Here is a 25,481-nt window from a genome sequence, read left to right as displayed (position 1 = left end):
TCTTCTATGATTGACAGCCTATGAATCTATTCGGGAATAGAAACCAGCTGGTGCTGGATCGCATGGATAACGGCCTGGGAACGGCTTTTCACACCAAGCTTTTTAAAGATATTGCTTACATGGATCTTTACTGTTTTATCACTGATTAGAAGCTCCTCTGCCACTTCTTTGTTGCTGAGCCCTTTTACAAGGCAGTCAAGCACTTCCTTTTCACGTTCTGTGAGTTCTTTGTCTGCTTTTTCCTGCTCTGGCTGCTGATGCATCGTCAGTAACGTTCTTGTCATGGATGACGGGATGACCGCCTCTCCCGTCATCAACGTACGAACCGCTGTGACTACTTCCTCCGACGGTGCATCCTTCAATACGTATCCGTCAGCGCCATTCCTTATGGCTGCCATAAAATATTCTTCATGCTTATGCATCGTTAGGATAAGTACTTTTATTCCTTTGTACTTTTCCTTAATTCTTTTAGTCAGGTCCACTCCGTTTTCCCCTGGAAGATTGATATCCATAATAATTACATCCGGTATGATCCCCGTAAGCTTTTCCAGAGCTTCTTTGGCTGTTTCCGCTTCCGCCACAACTGTAAAATCGTCTTCCATGGAGAATATCGTTTTTAAACCATCTCTTAACACTGCATGATCATCAATAATCATAATCGCTGGCATTCTCTAAAGTCCCCTCTCTATCTGTGAGGTCACTGAAAAAGTACAAAACAACTTTTTCACTGCCTTTATCTGTCTGCAGGTACTGAAAGTGTTATCTTCGTTCCTTTACCGGCTTCACTGTCTATTTGAAAGGAAGCGCCGTTTCTGCCTGCTTCTTCACTCATATTTACTATGCCAAAGTGTTTCCCTTTCCTGGCTTTAATTAACGCTTCCTTAAGGACAAATCCCACACCGGCGTCACTGACTTCAAGGATGACTTCATCCTCAGTTGAAGTAAGGACAATGTCTGCACTGGCTGTTCCTGCATGCTTTAATGCATTTTGGACACTCTCTTTAAAAGTCGTATAGACGAGTTTTTCTTTTTCCGGCTTAAGGATGGGGACATCCCCTTTTATAGTAAGGGTAATCTGCGTTCCTTTTTCCAGGCTTCTTACCCGGTCTGCCTCTTCTTTAAGAGCCTGCACAAGACCGTGCTCTTCTGTGGGAAAAGGGCGCAGAGCATAAATGGATTCCCGGATTTCAGATAAGCTGCTCCTCAATTCAGGAATGACCTGATGAAGAAGTTCAAAAGCTTTGTCGGGCTTCCCTGGCGCCTGGCGTTTTGCCACTTCAAGCTTCATTACGGCCGCTGCAACTGACTGTGCAATGCCGTCATGAATTTCCCTTGCGATGCGGTTACGCTCCTGAAGAATCATCCGGTGTTCCCTTTCATCGATCAGGCTTCTCCCCTTCATCAGGACCTCAAGCTGGTTTACCAATGCTTTCATCATTTTGCTTTCTTCCGGACGAATCCGACCGGACCTTGTTTTTCCGATCAGGATAAACCCTGCCGTGTCCCCTTCTACTTTAAGAGGGCACAGTACCGCTGTTTTCACATAAGGATGAAAGCTGTTTCTTACCTGCTCGTCTTTTTGTATAGGTGAAGGGGCCAATGTAAGCTCCCGGTACTTTTCTTCGAACGAATCAAGATTTGTCCGCTCTTTCTTTGGATCTGCTATCCCCAGACTTAACTGGTTTATCCATGTGCTCCCTTCTTTAGTCCAGATGCCGATCCCGTCGTACTCAAATAACTTGGACAGGTTTTTTTCCACACCTGCGAGCCATTTTTTATCCGGTATCCGCTCATTTAAATCCTCGTTTAGATTCACAAGCCCCAACAGCCTGTCCTTCTCTCTTCTTAACTTAACATTACTTGCACCAATGAGAGACAGGGCTACAAGAGGCGAGAAGAAAAAGAAGAAAGAAAAAATATCAACGACCTCTCCCCGGTTCTGGTTGCCGAGTAAAAAAAACAGTCCGAGATAGACGATGGAGATCATCATCCCTACGGATTCAACAGTTGTTTTCTGCTTCCAGTCACGGAACCTGTAGGGCTGGGGTCTGATCAGCAGAACCAAGTCAACGAAGGTATGGTTGATTACGTAAAATAAAAGCGTAAACAACGCTGTATAAGACATCGTTTCGGGGAGCGTTTCCAGACTACGTCCCAAAACAGGCGCAAAGATAAGCATCAGGCCTTTTGCACCAAGAAAGCTGATCACAAGCTGTGCTGCATTAAAAGAAAGAATATGAACGGAACGCTTCTGCAATGCGTTCACACAAAGAATAACCACCCCATATACAACCAGGGTTAACGGCAGCCCAAACAGTAAATCCATTGTAAAAACAATAGGAAATCCAAGGGTTGTAGCTCCTTTCCATACAGGAATTGCAAAAAATTCTGTAATAAAAAGAAAGGTCACCAGCAAAAGAAAAATTGACCACGAAAAAGGCAGTGCCGCCTGAAAGCCTGCAGCCAGCATCACAATAAAACCAAGGATACTCGTTACAAGCATGAATTGTTTTGCTTTTTGTTCTCTATTTTCCATTTTATGAATATCCATACGCGCCTCCCTGTTCCATAACCGAAGGCACTGAAAAAGTTCGGTCTTTACCTTTTTCAGTGCCTTCTGAGCAATGTGCGGAACGGTTGCATCTTTTAGAAGCCTGTTATGGCGCGCAACCGAGTGGAGCCGTTGCCACTAAATAAAAGGTACTGAAAAAGTCGGTTTGTATTTTTTCAGTGTCCTCCCAATAACTATTCGCCGGGATTCCCCTTTTTCCTCCACTTCCTGCAGGAAAGGGGGAAGATGCATGAAGTTAAAGACATTTGGCAAGCCTACACATCGTACACAGAAATGACCTGATTTAAGATGTTTGAGTTTTTTTGTGAGCGGAAATAGACTACATAACACGCCATTATTGAAAAAGGAGAATGAACAATGACCGGAAAAGACGACAAATTGAAGTATACTGAGAACATGGAAAAAGGCCTCCGTCAGAACCACGGAATCGGACACGAAAAGCTCAACAGCAGCCTTGATAAAAAAATTGAAGTGGAAAAGAGCCGTGAAAAAGACCATAAACAATCACAAAAAATAGAGCGTGAAATCTCGAACGACCTTCACCACTCCAGAGAATAGCCCTTCATTTTTGACTGCCGGGAAGACTTCCTTTTCCCGGCAGTCTTTTTTCTTCCCCCTTAATGTTTAGGAATACGAAAAATCAGGAACGGACTCTATATAGTCACAATTAAACGGAGGGATTTAAAAATGGCAAATACAAAACAGCAGGCAGAAGAGAAAATTCAGGCGATGCCCGAGCAGAAGAAGGAAGAAATTCTTGACAGCTTCGGAAGATTCCAGGACTACCTGGCTGATAAGATTAAAAAAGGAGAAAAAGTCGGCTTTAGTGAAGAACAGATCGCCAAAGGAGCCGAACGGGTGGCAGAATACCTTAAGAACCATGAAGAGCCAAAAAACACAGAAGAAAAGCTTCTGCAGGAAATGTGGAAGGTAGCAGACGATGAGGAAAAACATCAGATCGCCCACGTATTGGTGAAGCTTGCGAAAAAAGAAGGGAATTAATAAACAGGATGACCCCAAAGGTAAAAACCGACCTTTGGGGTCATCCTGTTCTTTTTGACACAGAGTTAAAGTGTACTCGTTTCATCATTCAAATGATCAGCTGTGACTGCCAGCTGGCGGATCGCTTCATTCATCTCATCAATCACAAACGAAACGCCGGAAAGTTCTTTTTCAACATTGGTATTCTGTTCACGGGCCTGTTCTGTTTCACGAACAATATTACTGAAAAACTCACTCGCTTCTGACAGTCCCCCGTTACTGCTTTCAACCAGAACCTCGATCTGTTTTGCATAGTTTGAGACAGTTCCCACTCTTTCCTTTATTTGCGCAATCAGACCGGAGACGTCGCTTACGGAGATTTTTGTTTGCTCTGCGAGCTTCCTTACTTCCGTGGCAACCACGTTGAACCCTCTTGCGGCTTCAATACCTGCATTTAACGCAAGGAGGTTTGTTTGGTCGGCAATGGATTGAACAATGGAAACGATGTTGTTTATTTTCTCAGACATCTCTTTAAGTGAATCAATTTCTGAAGAAATTTCATCCATATGGTTTCGGATTTCTTTAATCTGCTCATACTGCTTGTTTAACTTTACCTGTCCTTCTTTTGGAGGGTATCCACCCTGCCTGAAGAACCGGCTCCTGTCTGGCTGAATTCCAGCACCACTTTTACTTTATTCCTTAAGTCGTCAATGGAAGCACTTGTTTCTTCAGACAAAGCTGCCAGCTCTTCAGATGTTCCACTGACTTTTAATTTCAAGGCTTCTTCGGCAGCAAACCCTTCATTGCGGAGTCTTTCATTCTCTGCTTCGTACGCTTCAAGTACAAGCTGCTGCTCAATGTTCAGGATCTTTGAAACTGCCAGCAGTGCCTGAAAACGTTGATTGGGATCGGCAACCTCCTCTTCCAATACTCGCCCCACAGACTGCAGTAAATCCTGAAAAGCGCACATATACCACTTTGTTTCCAGGCCGATTTTTACGTGGACCCTGGCAATCTTTATCCGCTGATCAATAAAGCTTTGGTCAATAGTGCCGCTGAACATTTCTTCAATATGTTTTCTTAAGGTTTGTTTTAACCTGTCAAAGGAACTGTGGTCTTTAATAATATCTGTGAGCCCGCTGTTTGTGGAAAGGTTTGTGTAAAACTGGTCTACGATTGTTTCGATATGGGTAGAGATAAAAGGCTGAATCCCTCTTATGATCCCGAGTTCTTTTTCAGTAGAAAGTGATAATGTGGTGTTCAATTACAGGAGAATACAAAAAAGCTTTGACATTCCCTAAGAGGAATCTCAAAGCTTTCCTATATCCTAATCTTCAGCTCTTTTCTAAAAGAAAATTGATACAGCCACCTTAATACATAATTTCCTGTCTGCTGTGGGTGCTGCTCAGGAAATCTTCGTCAGGATCGAAGTAGTCTTCAGAATAGCGGAAGACAAACTCATCTGTTTCACTGTCAATGTACCCTGCTCCCCAGGTTGGGTCCATTTCAATCCATTCACCGTCTACCTTAACTTCTACCCATGCATGACGTTCCCTCGACATCAAACCGGTTGTCGCCATACCGCCCACGTAGTTGGCTTCCATACCGATGGAACGGAGAAGGGCAACCCCAAGAAAGGCATAGTCCTGACAAACCCCTTTTTGCAGCTCAAGGGTCTTTACCGCACTGTCATCAAGCTCAAACAGACGTTCGTTGAATTTTTCCACATCATAGGCAATGTTATTGGTGAGGTAGTCATAGACTGCCTTCGCTTTTTCACGGTCAGAATCAAGTCCTTTTGTTAAATCCTGAGCCAGGCTTTGAATGTCTTCATGATCCGACTCAATCCCCCTTGAAGGCAGAAGACTCCGCTCATCTTCGACCCCTGTTACCTGATGTTTGAACCGGGCGACTCCCTTATACCTGAAAAAGTTCTCTTCCTCATCCTCAAGATCCGGCACACTGACGGTAATCTCGTATTTTCCTTCTCCAAAACGGAGCCATACGTCCCCGTCAAACTGGTAGTTTTCTACCGGAAGATAATATGTCGCTTCTTCTTCCCCTTCGAATTCCGTTGTTACAATCATCTGCTCAATTTCGTCAGCTCCCGGAATGTCAGGGTCGATTTCACCGGCGAAACGGTATGTATTTTCAGAAAGAGTTAACGCCTTCAATGCAGTCGGATAGGTTAATGTTACACCACGGTCAAAGTAATCACGGAAATACTCCACCTCTGCAAATTGTTCATCTGACTGATTATAAACAAAGATGGTCGCCGCTTCATAATAAAGCTCATCTTCAGGGTTGTACACGCTTAAAGTGATTTCGTGCCAGGCTTCACCGAAATAAAGAGGGATCTCACTTTGGAACGCTCCATTTTCAATCCCGATCCTCAAATCCTCACTTTCACCGGGCCCTTCTCCCTTTACAGTAGCGATCAGACTGTGATCATCTTCCGCCAGTGGCAGTTCTCCTGAAATAGTAAAGGTGCCGTCTGCCTCAATCAGCCCGGTCTCCGGCTGATGAATCACAAGCTCGTGTTCAGAAGCAGAAGCGGTTGTTTCAATTTCTCTATCTAGTTCATCTGACATTTTGGCAACAGCTAGTGTCGTTACATCATAATAACGGTTTTCTTCTCCTTCTGTCGTACTTGGAGCCCGGACAATCACCCGGTGGTCCCCTTCACCACCGTGGAGGAGAACCTCTTTGGAAAAAGAACCGTCAGCCTCAATGGGAATATAGTGATCCATCGTGTTGTTATACGGAAGGTCCTTATTTCCTGTGTACCTGATGTTTAACCACATCCGCTCACTCTGAAGGTTCTCCGTATGTTCAATATGGCCTTCAATTTTAACTTTATTATTCGTTGCATATTCCTGGTATACAGGAGATGTGAGGGTAAGGCCGATCTCTCCGGCATAGCGGGCCAGATTTTGAGGCTTTGTCTCAACCCCCGCCTGGGCACTTAGCCGTTCAATCTCCTCATCTGCCAGAACCGTTTCCTCTTCCTTTTCTTCTGTTTCTTCCTCTGTGGCACCCGTATGTGTCAGTTCTTCTGTAGCAGCTTCCTCTTCATCGCTGCAACCCGCAAGCACAACCAAAGATGCCGTCAGAAGCCAGGCTTTCTTTTGAAAATACCCCATCTTCCCCCTCCAATTTATTGAATTTCGATACTTATTAACTATAGTTTAAAGGCAATCCTCCTATCATTCTACCAACTTTTAGTTTATTTTTCCTATATGTTGAATTTACTGTTTTTTGTTAATAACCCGTGACTATATTCAAATTATGTTCTTACTATCGAATCATCTGCATGCTGTGGCGATAAAAATGAAAGACGGCCGGAATCTGGATTCCATCCCATAAGAAGCAAAAAGGAGAGATCAATTTGAAATTTATCACGTTATTTAAATGGTTAGGAGCCTTATCCCTCATCTTAGCTGCAGCAATGGTTTTCGTACTGATTTCTTTTTATCAGAGTATCCAGGAGTATACGGGGACAACTGAGCGTGAAAAAGAGTGGCAGTCGCTGGGAGCAGAACTTACGGCAGCATCCGATTATCTTACAAACCAGGCCAGACAATTTGCTGTTACAGGTGACACGGTCTACTACGACAATTACTGGAGAGAAGTAAATGAAACGCAGACCAGAGAAGCTGTTATCAGCCGTTTGGAAGAAATGAACACTCCCGAGGAGGAGCTTGCCTTACTGGAACAGGCCAGTCAAATGTCCGATGCTCTTGTCAGTACCGAGGATACTGCCCTTCAGGCTGGACTGTCAGGTGATCTTGAAACCGCAACAGACCTGATGTTCAACGACTTTTACGAAGAGCAGAAGTCTATGATCATGACGCCGGTCGAAGAGTTCCAGCAAATCGTTAATACCCGGGCCTCCAACGAAGCAGACGGCGCTCAGGCCCACATGAATCTTTTACTTATGGTAGCTGCAATCATCATAGCTCTGTTTCTGTTTCTCATTTCATTTACGTTTATCACTCTTTATCTGAGGGTTCTCAAAAAGCTTCCAACGATCATTTCCTTTGCCAACAGAGTAGCTGAAGGCGACTTGACAATTGATCTGCTTAACGATGATGGTAAAGATGAAATGGCCGAACTCTCCACCTCTGTTAATAAAATGGGGCTGAATCTGAAGGCCCTGATCGTCAGGATTGCTGCCAGTTCGAGCAACGTGTTGCAATCTTCCATTAAAATGAATACAAATGCCACTGCCACCAACCAGTCCGCTTTGGAAATGGACCAGGCTTTTCAGTATATAACAGAAGGTACCAGGCATCAGCTGGCTTCCTCGAAAGAAATCCGCCAGACAATGGATGAAATGACTGCGGGTATTCAGCGTGTAGCCGAGTTCGCCGGTGATTTATCCGAACGAAGCGTGGATGTAAGCAACACAAGCGCCCAGGGTCAGGAATTAGTGGACCAGAGTGTAAGCCAGATGGAAAAAATTAATGTAAATTCTGAGCAGGCCGCTGAGAAGGTAACGGCTCTCCGTAACGACTCGAGGGAGATCAGCCAGATTATCCAAATGATTACCGATATTGCTGACCAGACAAACCTTCTTGCACTTAATGCTGCCATCGAAGCGGCCAGAGCAGGTGATGCGGGAAGAGGTTTCTCTGTAGTTGCTGAAGAAGTGCGCAAGCTTTCAGAAGAAACGAGAGGCTCCGCCGGTAAAATTAAATCCCTGATTACGTCTATCCAGACGAATATGGATGCTTCTCTGGAGAAAATTGAGGAAGGCGCAAAAGAAACTTCTGAAGGGACAGCGTTAATTAAAAAACTCGATACCATGTTTGTTTCCATTCAAAAAGAAATTGTAGCCTTGTCAACCGGTGTGACCGACATGTCGGCAATTTCTGAAGAGATGTCAGCCAGTTCAGAAGAAATTAATGCGTCGGTACAACAAATGGCCGATACATCCACCCAGTCTATGGAGACGGTAACAAATGCCTCCGGCCATGTAGACCATCAAGTGAAACAGAGTGACGAGATGACGCAATCCGCCAGTGAATTAACCTCTCTTGCCCAGGATCTGAGAAAAGAAATCGAGCACTTTAAATATACAGAATCAAATCGTGAAGAATCTATTTCATCAAAAAAACTTGAGATTAGTCCGGAGGCAGCAAAGCAAAAATCAGCATAAAATTAAGAGGTTGATTCAAAAGATAAAAACCGGCCTTTTCGGTCAATCATCTGCCTCCACGATAAAAAACTGCCGCTCCTTCTGGAACGGCAGTTTTTGTATCCTCACATTATTTTGAGCTTTGCTGCTGGGCGGCTTCAAGGTAAGGTGTTATATCCACATTCAGTTTTTCAGCAAGGGTTTTCCCAAGCTCTTCATCAGCGCGGTAAAAGTTACATACAACTCGAAGCACCGTTTCTTCTGCTACCTCGCTCAGGTCATCCGTTAAATTACGGATCACAGCCTCCTGCTCTTCCTTGGAATAGCGGCGCCATACATGGCCTGCCTGGCCGAAGTCATTTTTCTTTTCAATGGGCTGACGGCCGGTTACCCCTTCAACAGGAGCCCGGTACTCAGACTGGGACTTATCTTCTTTCGGTGTATCTTCATAGCGGTTCGGCTCATAGTTGATACGGCTTGTCTGCTGGCCGACCGGCATAAATCCGTCACGCTGGTTATTGTTCACTTTCGCAAAAGGACAGTTGATCGGAAGCTGGAGGTAGTTTGGTCCTACACGGTGACGCTGGGTGTCAGAGTAGGAGAACAGACGTCCCTGAAGCATTTTGTCTTCCGATGGCTCGATACCAGGTACAAGCACTCCCGGGTTAAAACCGACAGATTCTGTTTCCGCAAAAACGTTGTCCGGGTTTTTATTCAGCGTCATTGTTCCAACATGATGATACGGAAAGTCTTCTTCAAACCAGTCTTTGGTGGTATCCAGCGGGTTGAAGTCATAGTTATCAAGATCTTCCGGAGCCAGAAACTGGACATAAAGATCCCACTCAGGATAATGACCATCCTCAATTGCGTTGTAAAGATCAATTGTTGCATGGTTAAATTCTTCACCCTGAATTTTTTCCGCTTCGTCTGCAGAAAGATTCTTGATGCCTTCTTTCGGTACCCAACGGAGTTTCACATAAGTCATATTTCCAAATTCATTTACCCATTTGAAAGCATGAACACTAGATCCCCGCATGTTCCGGTAGGATGCCGGGATACCTTCGTCTGAGAACAGATGAATCATCATATTTGTTGATTCCGGACGCAGGCTCATGAAATCCCAGTAACGATCAGGATCCTGAACATTGGTCCGGGGGTCAGGTTTTAACGAGTGAACCATATCCGGAAACTTCATCGCATCGCGGATGAAGAAAACGGGAAGGTTGTTTCCTACAAAATCATAGTTTCCTTCTTCTGTATAGAATTTGATAGAGAACCCTCGCGGATCTCGGAGAGTCTCAGGAGAATGCGTACCATGGATTACAGTGGAAAAGCGCACAAAGACAGGCGTTTCCTGTCCTTCATTCTGCAGAAAATGCGCTTTCGTGTAACGCTTCATACTGTTCTTCACTTTAAAGACACCGTGTGCACCGGCACCACGGGCGTGTACAACACGCTCAGGTACGCGTTCACGGTCAAAGTGCGCAAGTTTTTCGATGAGCTGATAATCCTCCAGCAGTGTCGGGCCGTTCTGGCCTGCCGTTCTCGAATTCTGGTTATCCTCAATCGGGACACCCTGGTTTGTGGTCAGTTTCTTGTTTTCCATTCGTGCACAGCCTCCTTCAAAATAGTAAAGATGATAAGTATGGTTTCGAGAAAGAAGGTGACCTTCTTTATATCTATTGTTAGATTATAATAATTTTCATATAATATTTTCTAGTAATATGCTCACACATATTAATTCTTTACATCACAAGGTATAAAGCCTTTTACAGTTGAATCCTCTTCCATCCCTTTATCGATTAGCTACCGTATTCTTCAATTGTCGATAACCTATCACTTTAATTCTTGAGGCAGATCTCTTGTAACATAGGTTCCTGCTATCAGATCATGTATGGCTCTTTTATCTGCTCTTACCGCGACCATGATGGCACTTACAATGACAAGAATGCCGAAAGAGACTGTGTAGAGGATCAGACCGATGACGACACGGATAATCATGACACCCCAGGTCACCTGTGAACCATCAGTCTTCACAGTCCGCACCCGTACCGCTTTCTTTCCAAGCGTATAGCCATACCATAGAACCGGCAGCACAATCAGATAGCCTGCCTGGATGGGAAATTGAACAGACTGATACCCGATGCCTTCATCAAAAAACGTAATACCCATCGAAGAAGTAATGATTGTTACGACAAAACTGATTAGAAAAGCGTCCATAATCCAGGCGCCTGTCCGCCTCCAGAACCCTGCTGGATTGTTTACCTCCACCTATACCGCCTCCAGTGCTTCAATGATTAATGCATATACAGTTCTAATACCTTTTGCCTACATCTGTTAAACGTAAAAGCTTTTTTATAAGGCTGTAATTTCGGGCCATTCTCAACCTCTTACCGATGTTCTAAGCTTCATTGAACGGAATACGCTCCCTTTCCGCGGACTCGCGCCGAGCCTCCCCAGTGCGATGTAAGGTCTCGCCTGTCTCGCACTTCCGCAGGAGTGTCAGTTTTCCGTTCAATTCCGCGGGATGCGTTGTGAAAATCAAAGGATGCAGATCATCAAAAGAGACGCGTATGTGTTCGTACGCTTAGGCGCAAATAAATGTAACCGGCAGAGGAAAAAGCGGGAGTACTTCAGAGGAAGCGCCCTCCCGCGGAAAGTGGAATGAGCGGAAATCAACACCAGAGTCCTTTCATAAAAAAAGTGCCTCAGGTGGTGCACGCAGCACCTCTGAGACACTTTATTCCTATACTTGCGGCAGTGGGGCCTCCACGATCACTTCTACTCCGAAGTGGTCAGAGACGACCGGTCTGTTTTTTCCGTTAAAAATAACAGTCGATCCGTGGACGGGCAGGCTCACATTCGTAAATATATAGTCGATACGAAGTCCTTTTTCATTTCCATCCCACCCGGCAATGTCACCGACAACAGTGGTTCCATTATCTTTGGTGACCGCCTCGGTGTACGTATCCGTCAGTCCTTTAGACATGAGGTAATCATACCCTTCGCCGTCCGTTGACCCATCATTGTTAAAATCCCCTAGGAGGAAGTATACATCATGTTCACTTGCCTTCTCCACCAGCCGGTCAGCCTGATTCTTATAACTCTCCTCGTCATCTCCCCACCAGCCGAGGTGACAGGAATAAAAGGTCAGCTCCCTTTCCATATACCGGATCGTGGCTCCGACAATTTTTCTGGCTTTCCAGAAAGATACGTCTTCACTTTCCGTTATATAAAAGCTTTCTGTAGCTGTAACCGGATGCTTCGTGAGAATGGCCAGGCCCTCTTCATAAACATCATATCCGAGGTGAGCCACGTCCCACACCATTGTGTAGTTATTATTCCCTCTCTTTTTCAATTCTTTGATCAGTACATAGGCAAAGTTGTCTTCTTTTACTCCGCCGGAGAGCTTGTTTGCATGAACATGCTGGCTCACTTCCTGAAGGGCGATGACGTCATAGTCATTTTGATCAATTACTTCTGCAATCGTTCTGATCTTTTCCCACTGGTTCTCTTCCTGCCAGGAATGGCAGTTGAGAGTCAATAGTTTCATAGGTTATTACGCTCCTAGTCGGTCTTGGATATCAGATTTTAATACGTCTGCTTTTGGACCATATATCGCCTGAACACCACGGTTCTTTCTGATCAGCCCAAGAGCTCCGTTCTTTTTCCACTCACCTTCATCGGCAACAGCTTCAAGATTTTTTACTGTTACACGAAGACGGGTCATACATGCGTCCACGTCTTCAATATTATCACGGCCGCCAAGAAGTGCGATCACCTGTGCTGCCTGTGAATTATCCTCGCCATCTTCATTTGTGGCAGTTGTTGGAGATGAACCTTCTTTCCCGTTGTCAATGTAATTACCATTTCGGCCTGGTGTTGGAAGGTTAAACTTGCGGATCATAAATGTGGCAACACCGTAGTTCAGTCCGAAGAATACGGCACATGTAATCACAAAGTTAATCAAATCACGTCCAATACCCGCGTTAATCATGAGCGGTGTACGTGTCAGTAGCTCGATAATTCCAAATGAATGAACACGGAGGTCGATCAAGTCAACCACTGCGAATGCCATTCCAGTCATGATAGCATAAATGATGTAAAGGACAGGAGCCGCAAACATAAACATGAATTCGATCGGCTCTGTTACACCTGTTAAAAATACGGCCAGTCCTGCTGAAAGGAAGACAGATTTATACTTTGCTTTCTTATCTTCGTCAACGTTTTTATACATGGCGTACGCGATACCAATTAAAGCAGCCGTAGATGTAATCACCTGTCCGGCTTTAAAGCGGGCAGGAGCCACATCTTCCTTAAGGTCGTTGTATGCTTCCATATCTCCCTGCGCCAGCCAGTTGTTTAAATCAGTAATCCACGCGAGCCACAATGGATCCTGTCCGGCAACGATACGGCCCGCTGCTTCACCTGTCTGAATCATGTACGTTCCGCCAAGCTCCGTATAATTCATCGGAACCGTAAGCATATGGTGAAGGCCAAACGGTAAGAGCAGGCGCTCCAGAGCACCGAAAATAAATGGTGCAATAACCGGCGCTGTGTTACGGGACGTGGCAATCCACTCCCCGAAATTATTCAGAGCGGTTTGAACCATCGGCCAGATCAATGAAAGTAAGAATGCAACAATCACAGACCCTACGATAACCGTAAACGGCACAAAGCGCTTTCCGTTAAAGAAAGCAAGAGCCTGCGGCAGGCGGTCAAAGTTATAAAAACGATTGAACAGTGCAGCCCCAAGGAAACCGGAGACAATACCGATAAATACACCCATGTTAAGGGCCGGTGCACCCATTACACTGATAAAGTAATCAGTTACAACAAGTTCGCTGCCAAACATCGTCTGGACTGTTGCGGCCGGATCGTTCAGCATTCCTTCGTTTACACCGAAGATGGCTCCGGTAATGCGGTTCATCAGGATGAATGCGATCAGGGCAGCAAATGCACCCCCGGCGCGCTCTTTTGCCCATGATCCACCTATGGCAACTGCAAACAAAATATGAAGGTTGGTAATAATCGCCCAACCGATATCTTCCATAATTCGTGCAACCGCTTGCAGTAAAGCGAAATCAATATCGATCATCGCAAGGGCTTTACCGAGCGAGATCATAATACCAGCAGCAGGCATTACTGCCACCACTACCAGTAAAGCTTTTCCGAACTTTTGCCAAAAATCAAAAGATAGAATTGGCATGGTTTTTAATTTTCCCATTGTGCTTCTCACCTTTCTGGATGACTGAATATTTTGTATCAAAATGTTTTGAATCGCAAGTTGTGTGCAAACGCTTGCACTTGATGTATATACTTATGGTAAATGAAGTGCTTTCAAAATGCAAGAGGGTATTTGGGCGGAAATTCAACGTGTTTCCAGGCGCTTTTCTTTTTAAATCCCCCTGCAGCAGAAGCCGCGAAGGGTCAACCTCCTTTAGTTTTAAATGGGAATAATTATCATCCATTTTTCCCCTGTTGCAGGCAAACGTAAAAGCTGTTTTCGCAAAGATTGTGGCTTTTCGTAAAAGGATGAAGAAGCCGGAGTACCCGAAGACTCCTGCGGAAGTGGGCGCCAGGGTGAGCCCCCGCGGAAAGCGCAGTGTACGCAGGCTTCATCTATAATAACTGTGCTTATGATAAAGTGCACATAGCATCAACCTATAGAAGAGCAAACGCAAAAGACCGCCCCTGGAGGAGCGGCCTGTTCGTTTATTCATTTCAGGTAGATACTGCCTGTTTCTGCACAGGTTGCACATCGTCCTCTTTTGTCCTTACAAGAAAAATCCGCCGGTCCCGGTAAAGAAGAACAACAGAAAGCGTAAAGGCAAGTACGTCCGCTACCGGGAACGCCAGCCATACCCCTGCGACTCCGAAAAAGTGAGGCAGAATCAATACAAGGGGAATTAAGAACAAAACCTGACGCGCCATGGACAAAAGAAGTGCCTCTTTTGCCATTCCGAGCGCCTGATAAATCCCGCCGCTTACTACTTGCACACCAATCAAAATGGCTGCGGCAAACATGATCCTCATTCCATCAGAACCGGCTTCAATGGTCACCGGATCAGCTGTGAATATCCGCATAAACCAGTGTGGGAAAATCATGACCAGCAAAAAGACCATAACGGAAAACACTGTAACGACTTTCAGACCGAGCCAGACTGTTTCTTTTAATCTGCCATACTGCTTTGCGCCGTAATTGTAACCAATAATCGGCTGCATGCCCTGGAGAATACCCATCATCGGCATAAGGGTGAACATAGCCACCCGCTGAACGATTCCAAACACCCCTACGTGAAAGTCCGTGCCGAACCGAAGCAGCATGGCATTAATGGCAATCATCATGACACTGCCTGCCACCTGCCGAACAAGAGCCGGCATTCCAATGATCACGACTTCCTTTATCACACGGTACACCGGCTTGAAGTCACCTAAAGAAGGAGCCAGTGTACTTTTGCCCATCATGAAATAGCGGATCACAACAACCGTAACAGATGCCTGGGAGATCACAGTTGCAATTGCTGCGCCTTGGACCCCCATATCAAGCCAGATGATAAACACAGGATCAAGAAGAATGTTCAGAACCGAAGGAATGATCATCGTCATCATGGCAAACCGGGCGTTTCCTTCCGAACGGATAATTGCGTTCGTCGTGAAGGCAAAAGAGAAAAAGATGGTACCGAGCATGATCGGAAACATGTAGTCTATGGCATATCCCAAAGTCTCTGATGTGGCACCAAACAAGCTAAGAAGCGGCTCGAGGTATGTGAATGCACCGATAAAGGCAAAGGCGCTGAAAATGATGATCATGGTGAGGATGTTACCGAACACCTGATTTGCTTCATGCCCTCTTCCTTCACCAAGTCGCCTGGAAATAACAGACGCCCCGCCAATTCCAACAGCAGCAGCAACAGCCATGATAATGAGCATGACCGGAAAGGCAATTGTAACCCCGGCTACACCTTCAATCCCGACAAACCACGAGATAAAAATCGTATCAACGAGGTTGTACAGGGCCATAACGAACATGCCGATCATGGCCGGTATGGATAAATTTCTGAGAAGCTTCGGGATCGGTTCCGTTCCGAGGCGTCTACTCTGTTCTTTTTGCGTCACTTTCTTTACCTCCATCCGTTTGTTCATGAATGTTTCCCTGAAGTTTTTTCAGCCAGGAAATGAGCAGTTTCTGTTCTTCTTCACTCATGCCTTTTGTAAGGTCATCGTCAAGCTGACTGATCACATTCCACAACTTTTGTTCCTGCGCCCTGCCTTTTTCAGTAAGCTCAATCACTTTTGTGCGCCGGTCTTCGGTGCTGTCTTTTTTTATGATAAGTTGCTGTTTCAACATGGATTCAACAATGCCGTTCATCGTTGATCCTTTTACATAAAGGAGCTTTTGCAGGTCAGACTGGGTCTGGGCTCCATGATTTACAAGATGATAGAGAACCTTCGCCTGAGACACGGTAAGCCCGATCTCAGAAAGGTTTTTATTATAACGGTTTTTAAGGAAATGGGAGACAAGATTTACGTGATAGCCTACCATCTGATCCATTTTTCTCGACATTTTTCTTAGCCCCCTAATGATTATACTTCTTTATTTAACCATAATTACGGTCTTTTATCTACAAGTTTGTTTAGGTAACTAATATTACGGGACAAGAAATATTGGCGGTTTCGTTTATCGGATTTCGAACAGGGGTAAGATGAGGCTGTGAACCTGTTTTTACACATATGACACTGGAGGAATGAAAACATGAAGATTGGATTATCTCTGGCAACGATTGTACTTTCTATTGGTCTGGTGGCTTGTGGAGCTGCAGAAGACGATCAAATGGATGATAACGGTACTGCAGACGAAAATGGGACAGATGATGCCGATATGGGTGACGACGGCATGGACGATGATATGGATGACGATATGAATGATGATGGTGCTTCAGATGATGCTGGTGACGGCGGTACAGGAGACTGGTATAAAGACCTGACTTTCTATGACTTTGAATTAGATGTGGAATACAGCGACGGTACGTATGAAGCAGATTATGAATATAACGATGGAAATCCGGAAGCTGAAATCGAGGATACCCGTGGCGGCGAAGACATTGAAATGTCCGGTCAGGAAGCACTGGATGAGATGGAAGGTCCACTGACAAGCCTGGACGTATCCAGCGACATGTCTGAGGATGAGCTTCGCGAAGCGGTCATAGATGCCTTTAACCTGGATGAAGGCTATGACGAGTTTGAGCTTGAGATCGACTTCTTTGATGAAGATGATGTAGAAGTAGAAGACGAGTAATTGTCTGATTTAGCAGCCGGCTGCATCGTGCATCCGGCTTTTCTTATTGGATGAAATCTTCCATCTCCTGTGCCATACTATGAGGACACTCATTTTAGCAAGGGAGCGTTTCACGTGAAAAAAACGATGAATGAGGTAACAGGCAAAATTACACCGGACGATGGTGTGTACAATTTAGAGAACGTGACACCTAATGAGATGGCCATTCTCGACCTGGCGTTAAAGGATCGGGCAGACATCATGCGCCAGGTGGCTGAAATCGAAAAAGACGACACCTATCTTCAAATGGCGGAAGAAGCGGAGAAACTCCGGGAAGATATAAAGAGGTAGGTGAAGGGAAGCGGCTTTAAACGAGTCAGGTGAGCCTTTAGTCAAGTTAGAGTTTGATTTAAACAAGTTAGACAGCCCTTTAATCAAGTTAGGGACTGATTTAAACAAGTTAGAATCCCATTTAAACAAGTTAGCTCAAAATTGCCCTCCTCCCTCGTTTAACCCCGACCCCCGCAGGGGAATAATACACCCAAAAAGGAGGTTCTCTCCATTGGCCTTTGATTATGATCTGGACTTTGACAATACCGATTTCAGAAAAAAACCTGAAAAATACCGGGTTGGCCGGGGTGAACAAGGAGTCCTTCTCGTCGAGCCCTATAAAAGCGAAATTCTTCCCCACTGGCGGTTTAAAACACCGGACATTGCAAAGGAATCCTCCGAAAAGATCTATGAACTTTTCGAAGAGTACAAGAAAGTCGATGACTTTGCAGGGATGGACATGGCCCGCAAGTTCATTCAGATGGGCTATACCCGTGCCCGGCGCTATGCCAATTACAAAGGCGGTAAAAAGTACGATGATGAAGGAAAGATCAACGAACGGGACATCGACGAGGAAAAAGCCGAGTCTGCCCGTATCTTTGAAGAAAAGTGGAAGGTTGTCCGAACAGATGAAGAGTATCTCAAGAAGAAAAAAGCCCATCAGAAAAAGTACGGGTAAAAAAAGTGCCGGGCACTGTGTGAATTTTTGAACACAGTGCCCGGCACTTTGTGAATTTCATCACTGATTTTTGATTAACAGGAACCCGTGAACCATGAGCCCAACGCCGATCCCGACACCGATTCCCATGAGAGCTCCGAGCCAGAGCGCGTTGATTAGCGTGCCGACCACGAATCCGACGATCTGTCCGAAAATGAGAAACAGAGCGTAAAAAAGCACCAGTGATTTTTCAAGCAGTTTCATTAATGTTTCACCTCACTGTACTTTTCACTCGTAAAACCGAAGCCTCTCCATGTCAAACTCAGGAACGATGCCTTCTTTGGCCGCCCGTCCGAGCAGAGCTTCAATGGCGGCGTAACCGTCCTCACCAAGGTCTCTTGTGAACTCATTTACATACAGGCCGATGTGGGCCTTTACCACATCGTCACTCATCTCCTGAGCGTGCTGCAAAACATAATCCCGGGACGCTTCGGGATTTGCCCAGGCATATTCCACAGAGTCCCGAATCCAGCCTTCGATCTTCTTTAAATCAAGAGACCGGCGCGCAATAATGGCCCCCAGCGGTATCGGAAACCCTGTGTCCTTTTCCCACCAGTCTCCAAGATCCGTAAGCATATTTAAACCGAAGTTCTGATACGTAAACCGGGCTTCATGGATGACAAGACCCGCATCGATTTTACCGTCCCGAACAGCAGGCATAATTTCGTCAAAAGGCATAATCTCGATTTCACCGACGCCTCCGGGCACGTGGTCAAGAGCCCACAGCTTGAACAGTAGATAAGCAGTGGACTTTTCACTCGGAACGGCTACACGTTTACCAGATAAAGATGCCGGATCGGTTACTTCTGCAGTAAGCACCAGCGGCCCGCATCCGCGCCCGAGCGCCCCTCCGCATGGAATCAGGGCGTAATCGTCCAGCACCCACGGCAGTGCAGCATAGGAGATTTTCATGATTTCCGGACCGGTTTTATCAATGGCCCAGTGGTTTGTTATATGTATGTCCGCATACGTGACATCAATCTCTTCGGCTCCGCGTACGAGCCCGTGAGCCCACGCATGAAACGTGAATGTATCGTTTGGACATGGTGAGTATGCGATTTTCATCAAAGTACCTCCTTCATGAGTCGGCTTGCTTCAGTTAATCGTGCGAGAGCTTCTTTTATTTGCCACGCTCCTCGGTCTCTCGGTCCCACAGGGTTTGAGATGGACCGCACTTCCAGATATGGTCTGCCTGCCTGTTTTGCAGCCGTGGCCACACCAAAGCCTTCCATCGCTTCGCAGAAAGCATCCGGATAAAGGCCCAGGAGCCTGTCCGCCGTATCCGCTGTTCCCGTCACCGTGGACAGGGTAAGTACGGATCCTTTGTGAACGGGTAAAAAACGATGGTTGCACTCCTGCCAAAGGCTGTCTCCTGCTTTTTCATCACATTCGATCACGGCGGATCCAAAGCCCAGCTCATCGATGGATATGAAGCCTCCCTCTGACTCCGCTCCTAAATCAGCAGCCGCACTTTTCGTGGCGATCACAAGATCACCGACGGCTGCCCTGCCTATAAAGCCCCCACCGATGCCCATGTTGATCACCAAATTATATGACCGGGCAGCTAAAGCCGTGGCAGTACTGGCTGAAGCCGCAGCGATTCCGACGCCACCTGAAATGACGTGAAAACGAGAATCCCCTTTAAGACCGGCTTCTGCCGCTGTTTTTTCTGCATCTACAGATGTTACAATCAGTATGTTTGTCATAGCCGTTCTCCTTATGTAAATGGCGCTACTATCAGTTTATCAGTAGTTCTGCCGTTTTTAAAGAACTGCAGATCAAAGGTTCGGTGCCAGGTACTTTGTGAAATGTTGAATAGCTTTCCTGTCACCACAGAACGACACCGTTCACCTTTTAAACAAACGTTTATTTAGGTTGCGAGCCGTGACGAATCACCCCATTAAATCACGTATAAGAGAATGGTATAAAGAAGAACCCCGACACCGAACGCCCAGAAGTTACTCTCCCTTTCCTCGGGAAGCTCTTCTTTTAATACGTTTAGAATCATCGTTCCCGCCAAGATGGAAAACAGGAGGGCAACCCCGTGTTCACTCACTTCAACAAAAATACCCGTCAGCCACCCAGCTGCTACTGCACCAGCGAGCAAATACCGCCCGTAAACGTCGTATTCTTCTTTGTGCGTCTGCCTTAAGGCGTGATCGTTGGAGACGAAATGAACAGATAATGCAAAAAAGTACAGGAAAAGCTCTGTGGGATCACGGTTTTCCCCTCTCAGCAGCAAATAGCCAATCAGGAAATTGTAAAAAAAGAACGATAGAATGTGCGTCCTGAACACCCATGGATTCTCATCCTCCCCCCTCTTCCCCTTCTCAATCGTCCCTTTCGCCATCCTTTCCAGGCCGTAAAAGGCTGACAGACCGAGAAGAGAAGCCAGATAAACATGATAATCCCCTAAACCAAAGAGGTGGAATTCACTAGTATGCAGCTCATCCTGATACATGTGGAGTTCAGGGAGAATGTGCATGAATACATAGGCAATTGAGACTCCCCCGGCCACTGAGAGCACTTTGCTCCGGGGAATCGTATGTAAAAAGGTCACGTTTCTCGAAAACAGATGAACAACAATGAAGCCGGCCACACAAAGAAAACTAACGAGATAAATCATACCCGCCCCTCCCTTGCGTTTCTATTCCCCCTTGTCAAAAATAAAAACAGTGCCAGGCACTGTGTGAAACAATAAACACAGTGCCTGGCACCCTATACCCACTCCAGTATTTCAATGCGGTTCCCAAACGGATCGTCCATATAAATCCGCTTCGCCCCGGGGAGATCATCATCTTCTTTATAGGAAACTTCATGTTCGTGCAAGTGCTTTATCAGCCCGTCCAGATTATCAATCTCAAAAGCCGGGTGGGCTTTTTGGGCCGGCGCAAACGGTTCTTCAATCCCAATATGTACCTGATAGGATCCAAAAGCAAACCAGACACCACCACGCTTTTTCAGCACCTCTGGCTTCTCTACTTCCTCAAACCCCAACAACCCTGCAAAAAAGCGGCGGGCCTCCTCCTCACTTCCCTTTGGTGCCGCCAGTTGAATGTGATCAATCGACTTAAATGCAAATGACATATTCGTCCCCTCCACGTTTTTTATAAAATATACACAGCCATCTTCGTAACAGTCCACACTATACCCGCTGCTTCGGTAAAGAGCGATGGCACTTGTCCAGCCCTCATTTGTTTCCATCACAAACGATGTATACCCCATATACTCTCCCCACTCTTCCAACCGGCGAAGCATCTTCCGGGCAAGCCCCCGACGACGGTACCCGGCTTTTACACTCATCCGTCCGATACGCCCGACTCCCGGGGATTCATAAGAAAGCGCACCGGTACCGACAACCTTCCCCTCAAAAATACCCGTCAAAAAAACATACCCGGTCCGGTTATAAAATGCCCCGATCGGCTGAAGGTCTTTATTCAGTGAGTGGTCGATGCTGCCAAAGCGTTCCTTCATTCCCTCTAATACAAGATTCTTCGCTTCCTCTTCACGTTCTCTCTCAATCTCCAAAATTTCCACAAGCATTTAAACCCTCGCCTTCCAGATCGTCCAGCGGTCTTTTTCAATGACCTCACCGTCAGGCAGCTGCTTATCAATATGACAAATCAGCTCTTCAATCTCACCATCACTCAGCTCATGCAAAATAGACCGTCCGTTTCTTGCACGAAGGTCTTCATATAACTCCTTTTTTGCTGGGTAGCGATGTCTTGTTTCCCAAAGGGTGAGCTCTTCCACTTGCCTGAATCCGGATGCCCGCAGCTCAAGGGAAACCTTTTCACTCCTATGACGTCTTCTTACTTCTTTTTCTGCAAGACGGGGAAACAGTGAAAATAAGTAACCTCGAATATGATTTTCGCTTCCTGGAAGGAGACAATCCTCCGGCGTGCGGTCCTGGACAACGAAAACCCCACTCTCGCCCAGCAATCGCAGGGCTTCGAAAAAACTCGGGCGAAGGTCACTTAAGTGATGAATAAGCGCTCTTTGCAGCACCAGATCACTGCAGCCTCTACTGAGACCTGTATTTTCAGCGCTCCCTTTTTGAAACCGAATGCGCGGGTCATCCCCGCAATTGTCACGGGCTCCTTCAAGCATCGCTTCAGAAAAATCCACTCCCGTCACCGACGGTACCCCAAGATCCGCTAACGCTTTTGTATAAATCCCTCCGCCGCAGCCAATATCCACCGCATGTTTACGCCCGGTTGGGGAAACCAGCCTTTCTATTGTATCCTTCCAAGTCTGATCCGCTTCCCTTGTTGTATAGCTCGCTTTGTTACGCTTGTCATGAAAATTGATGCCCATACAATCAACCCCATGTGTGAGATACCTTAAGTTTAGCATAAAATTCCATAACCAAAGAAGCGACACGTACTGTGTGAACCGATGAACAGAGTGCCTGACCCCATGTGATCAAGTACACATGCATAGAGAACACCTCACTATTACCTATGCAGATTAACAAACATAAGACCTGAAAAAGGAGAGCGGCTCATAAGGTCCAGACTGAAACCTTATGGCCGCTCTCTTTATTAAAAAGCTCCTTACTTACACTTTTCCTATATTGCCAGGATCCTTCACGATCCCCGGCATTCCCGGAACCCAGTTGGCGGGGACACCTTCTCCCGTTTCAATGCCATATTGAATCCCTTGAAGCACCCTTAAAATTTCATTTGCATTCCTGCCCACTTCAGGAGGATAAATCATCCTCGCCTTAATGACCCCCTCTGGATCAATGAGGAGCGTAGCCCTGTAATTAGCTCCTGTAGCCGGATTAAGTACCCGGTAGGCCCGGCTGATAAAATGGGAGCGGTCTGATACCAGTGGATAGGTTACGGTCGAAACCGACGGCGAGATCTGAGCAGACACTTTTTGGGTAAAAACCCCTTCTGTCGATATTCCTAAAACTTCAGCATTCAACGATTCGAATTGAGGATAAAGAGCGGCCATTGCTGCAAGCTCTGTCGGACATACAAATGAGAAATTATTTGAATAAAAAAAGAGCACAACCCACCTGCCGCCATAGTTTTCCAAAGCAATCGTTTCAACTGTATCTGTTGAAGGATGATAAACCTCCGCTGAAAAGAGCGGGGCTGGATCGTTTATCTGTGCACAAAAAGGCGGCACACATGAGTCAATGTCATACACCGTAAGCTGATTACCGGCCACGGCACTCACCTCCATCACAGACAATATATTCTTATTCCATCCTGAATAACCCTATGACTCTGCTCTTTTTTCAATCAGCCAGCAGTCCCTATATGCTCCCTCATGCCATTCATGTCGAGGTAAAAAACGGATCTTTTTGTACCCGCACTTTTTGTAACAGGCAAGAGCCCGATGGTTTCCTGACTGGGGATCCATCACCACAGCGCCTGCTTTTTTTGTTTCAAACAAATAATCTGTCATGCTTGAAACCAAAAGCTGCCCGATCCCCTGTCCCCAGTAACCGGGCTCTCCTATGAACTGGTCGATGCCGTATCTGACAGGCGTGTCTCCGTGGAGTTTGTAAAGGGACCGGGTTGCTTCGTCAAGTTTATAAAACTGAATATAGCCGATTGGCTCGCCTTTCCACTTTACGATGCAGGGGTGAACCCCTTTTTCCCACTTTTTAAAAAACTCCTGCTCTACTTTTTCCTCATCGAACGGGTTGTCACGGTCTTCGTAAAATTCGAGAACCCGGGGATCAGACAGCCACTTTGCGAGCGTAGGAATGTGCGTTTTTTCCAAGTGATCAACGGTTATGTCTTTGTTCGTTAAAATTGGCATTTTTGTTCACCTCGGTAAGAATATTTCTCTTTATAATGCAAAAACCCTGCTTTCCAGGTTCGAAAGCAGGGTCAGGTGAATTATTGGACGTTTACATCGCCCAGGTAGAAAAAGCTTGATGGGTGGATGTAGAAGTCTTCGATATTGTCTTGAAGGCCGGCCATGTGCTCGGTGTGATAGAGGGGCACCATCGGCGCATCTTCCACGATCAGCTGCTGGGCATCGTGGTAGAGAGCGAGACGCTCTTCTTCCGTGCCGCTGCGGGCTTCTTCGAGGAGAGCATCTACTTCTTCATTTGCGTAAAATGTACGGTTTCCGGCAATGCCGTGGTTACTGGAGTGAAACATCGGATAGAGACCGTAGTCCGCGTCTCCGGTTACCGTTCCCCATGATCCGAGGAACATATCCTGGCGGGCGTTGGTCACAACATCAACGTATGCTCCGCGCTCGAGGGTTTCAATGTCCAGGTCAATGCCGATTTCTTCAAGCTGTGCTTGGATGTTTTCCGCCACATCGCTTCCGATCTGGGACGTTTCAACGGTCAGGGTCGCTTCAAACCCGTCGGGATAACCGGCGTCCGCAAGAAGTTCTCTCGCTTCCTCCAGGTCTTTTTCAATGGCTTTAATATCGTCGCTTGAACCAAATACCGGCGGCGCCAACGGTCCTTTTGCAGGAAGCCCGGCTCCGTTTAAGAGACCGTCAATGATCGCTTCTTTGTCCACGGCTTTTGAGATCGCCGTTCTTACCTGAGGATCGTCAAATGGCTCTTGTTCCACGTTAAAGCCAAGGTAGAACAAGCTCACACTCTCCTGGGTGGCAATTTTCAAGTCGTCGTTTCCTTCTACACGGGACATAAAGTCCGGATTCAGGTGGGAGATCATTTGTGAGGAATTTGTTTCAAGCTCCGCTACACGCGTATTATCCTCCGGCACCACTTTAAAGGTAATGGAGTCGACGTTCGCTACATCTCCCCAGTAATCTTCGTTCTTCGTAACTTTTACAAACTCACCGGGATTCCAATCTTCAAGGGTAAAAGCACCTGTTCCGATTGGATTCTGGTTAATGTAGGACCCCGGCTCGGCGCCGTCTTCCATTGCTTCATAATCCGCTTCGATTGCCGATGGAGCAATCATATGTCCGCCGGGATGGGCAAAATGGGCCCGGAGCGGGGCAAATGGAATGTCTGTATGGATGTGTACCGTATAGTCGTCAACTACTTCAACGTCTGTAATCATGTCGAACATGAACGACACCGGTGAAGCCACATCCGGGTCAAGGAGACGTTCTATGTTTACCTTTACTGCTTCAGCGTTAAAGTCCGATCCGTCGTGAAACTGAACGTCTTCACGGAGTTCCACTTCCCACGTCGTATCTTCAATCTGCTCGAAGCTTTCAGCGAGTCTCATATGCATGTCCATGCTGCCGTCTGTGAAAACAAGTGTATCGTATATCGTCCGCCCTACATTTAATGTGGCGTGCTCGTTTCCCCCTTGAGGATCGAGTGTTTGTGCGTCACTCGGTACGCCGATGGTCAGGTCGTTTGCGTTATCAGCGGACTCGGTGTTTTCCCCATTGTTTGTCTCACTTCCAAGCTCTCCCGCATCATCACTGGCACAAGCGGTACCCACCGCAATCGCCGTCAAAAATAGTAAACTCAAAAACCCTTTTTTCATTGTGCAAC

General features: G+C 46.3%; 26 protein-coding genes and 1 pseudogene. 6 read left to right on the top strand and 21 right to left on the bottom strand.

Annotated features, from left to right (window positions below):
* Positions 1-26: 26 nt before the first annotated feature.
* Both EBO34_RS19465 and EBO34_RS19460 read right to left on the bottom strand, forming a co-directional pair.
* Positions 27-668 (bottom strand): response regulator, encoded by a 642-nt coding sequence (locus tag EBO34_RS19465; protein ID WP_122901758.1) that lies wholly within the window; start codon positions 666-668, stop codon positions 27-29.
* A gap of 65 nt (positions 669-733) precedes the next feature.
* Complete coding sequence (locus EBO34_RS19460) at positions 734-2,551, bottom strand: histidine kinase (protein WP_122901756.1); 1,818 nt, start codon at positions 2,549-2,551, stop codon at positions 734-736.
* 378 nt (positions 2,552-2,929) lie between these two features.
* Between EBO34_RS19460 and EBO34_RS19455 the strand changes: the two genes are divergently transcribed.
* A complete protein-coding gene (locus EBO34_RS19455) occupies positions 2,930-3,130 on the top strand; it encodes a YuzK family famiily protein (RefSeq protein ID WP_122901754.1) in 201 nt (66 codons plus the stop codon).
* Positions 3,131-3,259: 129 nt separating this feature from the next.
* Entirely contained in the window at positions 3,260-3,574 is a 315-nt protein-coding gene (locus EBO34_RS19450; RefSeq protein WP_122901752.1) for a DUF3243 domain-containing protein, read from the top strand.
* Positions 3,575-3,639: 65 nt separating this feature from the next.
* Here EBO34_RS19450 and EBO34_RS19445 read toward each other — a convergent pair whose 3' ends face one another.
* The 3 genes from EBO34_RS19445 to EBO34_RS19435 form a co-directional block, all read right to left on the bottom strand.
* Positions 3,640-4,131 carry a methyl-accepting chemotaxis protein gene (locus EBO34_RS19445; RefSeq protein WP_283234603.1) on the bottom strand — a complete coding sequence of 164 codons (492 nt, stop codon included), beginning with the start codon at positions 4,129-4,131 and terminating at the stop codon, positions 3,640-3,642.
* A 32-nt stretch (positions 4,132-4,163) separates the two neighbouring features.
* Positions 4,164-4,817: a protoglobin domain-containing protein gene (locus EBO34_RS19440; protein ID WP_122901748.1), complete on the bottom strand. Its 654-nt coding sequence runs from the start codon at positions 4,815-4,817 to the stop codon at positions 4,164-4,166.
* A gap of 106 nt (positions 4,818-4,923) precedes the next feature.
* Entirely contained in the window at positions 4,924-6,696 is a 1,773-nt protein-coding gene (locus EBO34_RS19435) for a transglutaminase domain-containing protein (protein ID WP_122901746.1), read from the bottom strand.
* Positions 6,697-6,941: 245 nt separating this feature from the next.
* Between EBO34_RS19435 and EBO34_RS19430 the strand changes: the two genes are divergently transcribed.
* The gene (locus EBO34_RS19430) at positions 6,942-8,714 is read left to right on the top strand and encodes a methyl-accepting chemotaxis protein (RefSeq protein ID WP_122901744.1); all 1,773 of its coding nucleotides are present in this window, start codon (positions 6,942-6,944) and stop codon (positions 8,712-8,714) included.
* A 109-nt stretch (positions 8,715-8,823) separates the two neighbouring features.
* Here EBO34_RS19430 and EBO34_RS19425 read toward each other — a convergent pair whose 3' ends face one another.
* The 6 genes from EBO34_RS19425 to EBO34_RS19400 form a co-directional block, all read right to left on the bottom strand.
* A complete protein-coding gene (locus EBO34_RS19425; RefSeq protein WP_122901742.1) occupies positions 8,824-10,299 on the bottom strand; it encodes a catalase in 1,476 nt (491 codons plus the stop codon).
* Positions 10,300-10,529: 230 nt separating this feature from the next.
* Entirely contained in the window at positions 10,530-10,964 is a 435-nt protein-coding gene (locus tag EBO34_RS19420; protein ID WP_249414158.1) for an RDD family protein, read from the bottom strand.
* 475 nt (positions 10,965-11,439) lie between these two features.
* The gene (locus tag EBO34_RS19415; protein ID WP_122901740.1) at positions 11,440-12,246 is read right to left on the bottom strand and encodes an endonuclease/exonuclease/phosphatase family protein; all 807 of its coding nucleotides are present in this window, start codon (positions 12,244-12,246) and stop codon (positions 11,440-11,442) included.
* 6 nt (positions 12,247-12,252) lie between these two features.
* The gene (locus EBO34_RS19410) at positions 12,253-13,902 is read right to left on the bottom strand and encodes a PTS transporter subunit IIBC (protein WP_122901885.1); all 1,650 of its coding nucleotides are present in this window, start codon (positions 13,900-13,902) and stop codon (positions 12,253-12,255) included.
* 515 nt (positions 13,903-14,417) lie between these two features.
* On the bottom strand, positions 14,418-15,812 hold the full coding sequence (locus EBO34_RS19405; RefSeq protein WP_249414157.1) for an MATE family efflux transporter: 1,395 nt from the start codon (positions 15,810-15,812) through the stop codon (positions 14,418-14,420).
* Positions 15,790-16,260, bottom strand: a complete 471-nt coding sequence (locus tag EBO34_RS19400; protein ID WP_122901738.1) for a MarR family winged helix-turn-helix transcriptional regulator — start codon at positions 16,258-16,260, stop codon at positions 15,790-15,792. The genes EBO34_RS19405 and EBO34_RS19400 overlap by 23 nt, the downstream gene beginning before the upstream one ends.
* 189 nt (positions 16,261-16,449) lie before the next feature.
* On the opposite strand from EBO34_RS19400, the gene EBO34_RS19395 reads away from it, so the two are divergent.
* From EBO34_RS19395 to EBO34_RS19385, 3 genes are all read left to right on the top strand, one after another.
* A complete protein-coding gene (locus EBO34_RS19395; protein WP_122901736.1) occupies positions 16,450-16,992 on the top strand; it encodes a YusW family protein in 543 nt (180 codons plus the stop codon).
* Positions 16,993-17,106: 114 nt separating this feature from the next.
* The gene (locus tag EBO34_RS19390; RefSeq protein ID WP_122901734.1) at positions 17,107-17,322 is read left to right on the top strand and encodes a hypothetical protein; all 216 of its coding nucleotides are present in this window, start codon (positions 17,107-17,109) and stop codon (positions 17,320-17,322) included.
* Between the two features lie 211 nt (positions 17,323-17,533).
* The gene (locus EBO34_RS19385) at positions 17,534-17,980 is read left to right on the top strand and encodes a DUF4385 domain-containing protein (protein ID WP_122901732.1); all 447 of its coding nucleotides are present in this window, start codon (positions 17,534-17,536) and stop codon (positions 17,978-17,980) included.
* 60 nt (positions 17,981-18,040) lie between these two features.
* Here the strand turns inward: EBO34_RS19385 and EBO34_RS19380 are convergent, their stop codons facing one another.
* From EBO34_RS19380 to EBO34_RS19340, 10 genes and pseudogenes are all read right to left on the bottom strand, one after another.
* Positions 18,041-18,223, bottom strand: a complete 183-nt coding sequence (locus EBO34_RS19380; protein ID WP_122901730.1) for a hypothetical protein — start codon at positions 18,221-18,223, stop codon at positions 18,041-18,043.
* Positions 18,224-18,247: 24 nt separating this feature from the next.
* Positions 18,248-19,084, bottom strand: a complete 837-nt coding sequence (locus tag EBO34_RS19375; RefSeq protein ID WP_122901728.1) for a 1,4-dihydroxy-6-naphtoate synthase — start codon at positions 19,082-19,084, stop codon at positions 18,248-18,250.
* Positions 19,084-19,725 (bottom strand): futalosine hydrolase, encoded by a 642-nt coding sequence (locus EBO34_RS19370; RefSeq protein WP_122901727.1) that lies wholly within the window; start codon positions 19,723-19,725, stop codon positions 19,084-19,086. Before EBO34_RS19370 ends, EBO34_RS19375 begins: the two co-directional genes overlap by 1 nt.
* Before the next feature lie 194 nt (positions 19,726-19,919).
* Complete coding sequence (locus EBO34_RS19365; protein ID WP_122901725.1) at positions 19,920-20,645, bottom strand: hypothetical protein; 726 nt, start codon at positions 20,643-20,645, stop codon at positions 19,920-19,922.
* 92 nt (positions 20,646-20,737) lie between these two features.
* Positions 20,738-21,106 carry a VOC family protein gene (locus tag EBO34_RS21005; RefSeq protein ID WP_249414162.1) on the bottom strand — a complete coding sequence of 123 codons (369 nt, stop codon included), beginning with the start codon at positions 21,104-21,106 and terminating at the stop codon, positions 20,738-20,740.
* A gap of 69 nt (positions 21,107-21,175) precedes the next feature.
* A pseudogene (locus EBO34_RS21000) lies at positions 21,176-21,493 on the bottom strand (GNAT family N-acetyltransferase); the annotation flags it as partial.
* Positions 21,494-21,562: 69 nt separating this feature from the next.
* A complete protein-coding gene (locus EBO34_RS19355) occupies positions 21,563-22,336 on the bottom strand; it encodes a class I SAM-dependent methyltransferase (protein WP_122901721.1) in 774 nt (257 codons plus the stop codon).
* Positions 22,337-22,579: 243 nt separating this feature from the next.
* Complete coding sequence (locus tag EBO34_RS19350) at positions 22,580-23,215, bottom strand: peroxiredoxin (protein WP_122901881.1); 636 nt, start codon at positions 23,213-23,215, stop codon at positions 22,580-22,582.
* Between the two features lie 36 nt (positions 23,216-23,251).
* Positions 23,252-23,800, bottom strand: coding sequence for a GNAT family N-acetyltransferase (locus tag EBO34_RS19345; protein WP_122901719.1), 549 nt, complete (start codon positions 23,798-23,800; stop codon positions 23,252-23,254).
* Between the two features lie 80 nt (positions 23,801-23,880).
* Positions 23,881-25,473 (bottom strand): glutathione ABC transporter substrate-binding protein, encoded by a 1,593-nt coding sequence (locus tag EBO34_RS19340; protein ID WP_122901717.1) that lies wholly within the window; start codon positions 25,471-25,473, stop codon positions 23,881-23,883.
* Positions 25,474-25,481 lie beyond the last annotated feature (8 nt).

Source organism: Alteribacter keqinensis, assembly GCF_003710255.1.
Lineage (GTDB): Bacteria > Bacillota > Bacilli > Bacillales > Salisediminibacteriaceae > Alteribacter > Alteribacter keqinensis.
The sequence above is the reverse complement of the archived record's forward strand: the minus strand, read 5'-3'. Positions and strand labels throughout refer to the sequence as shown.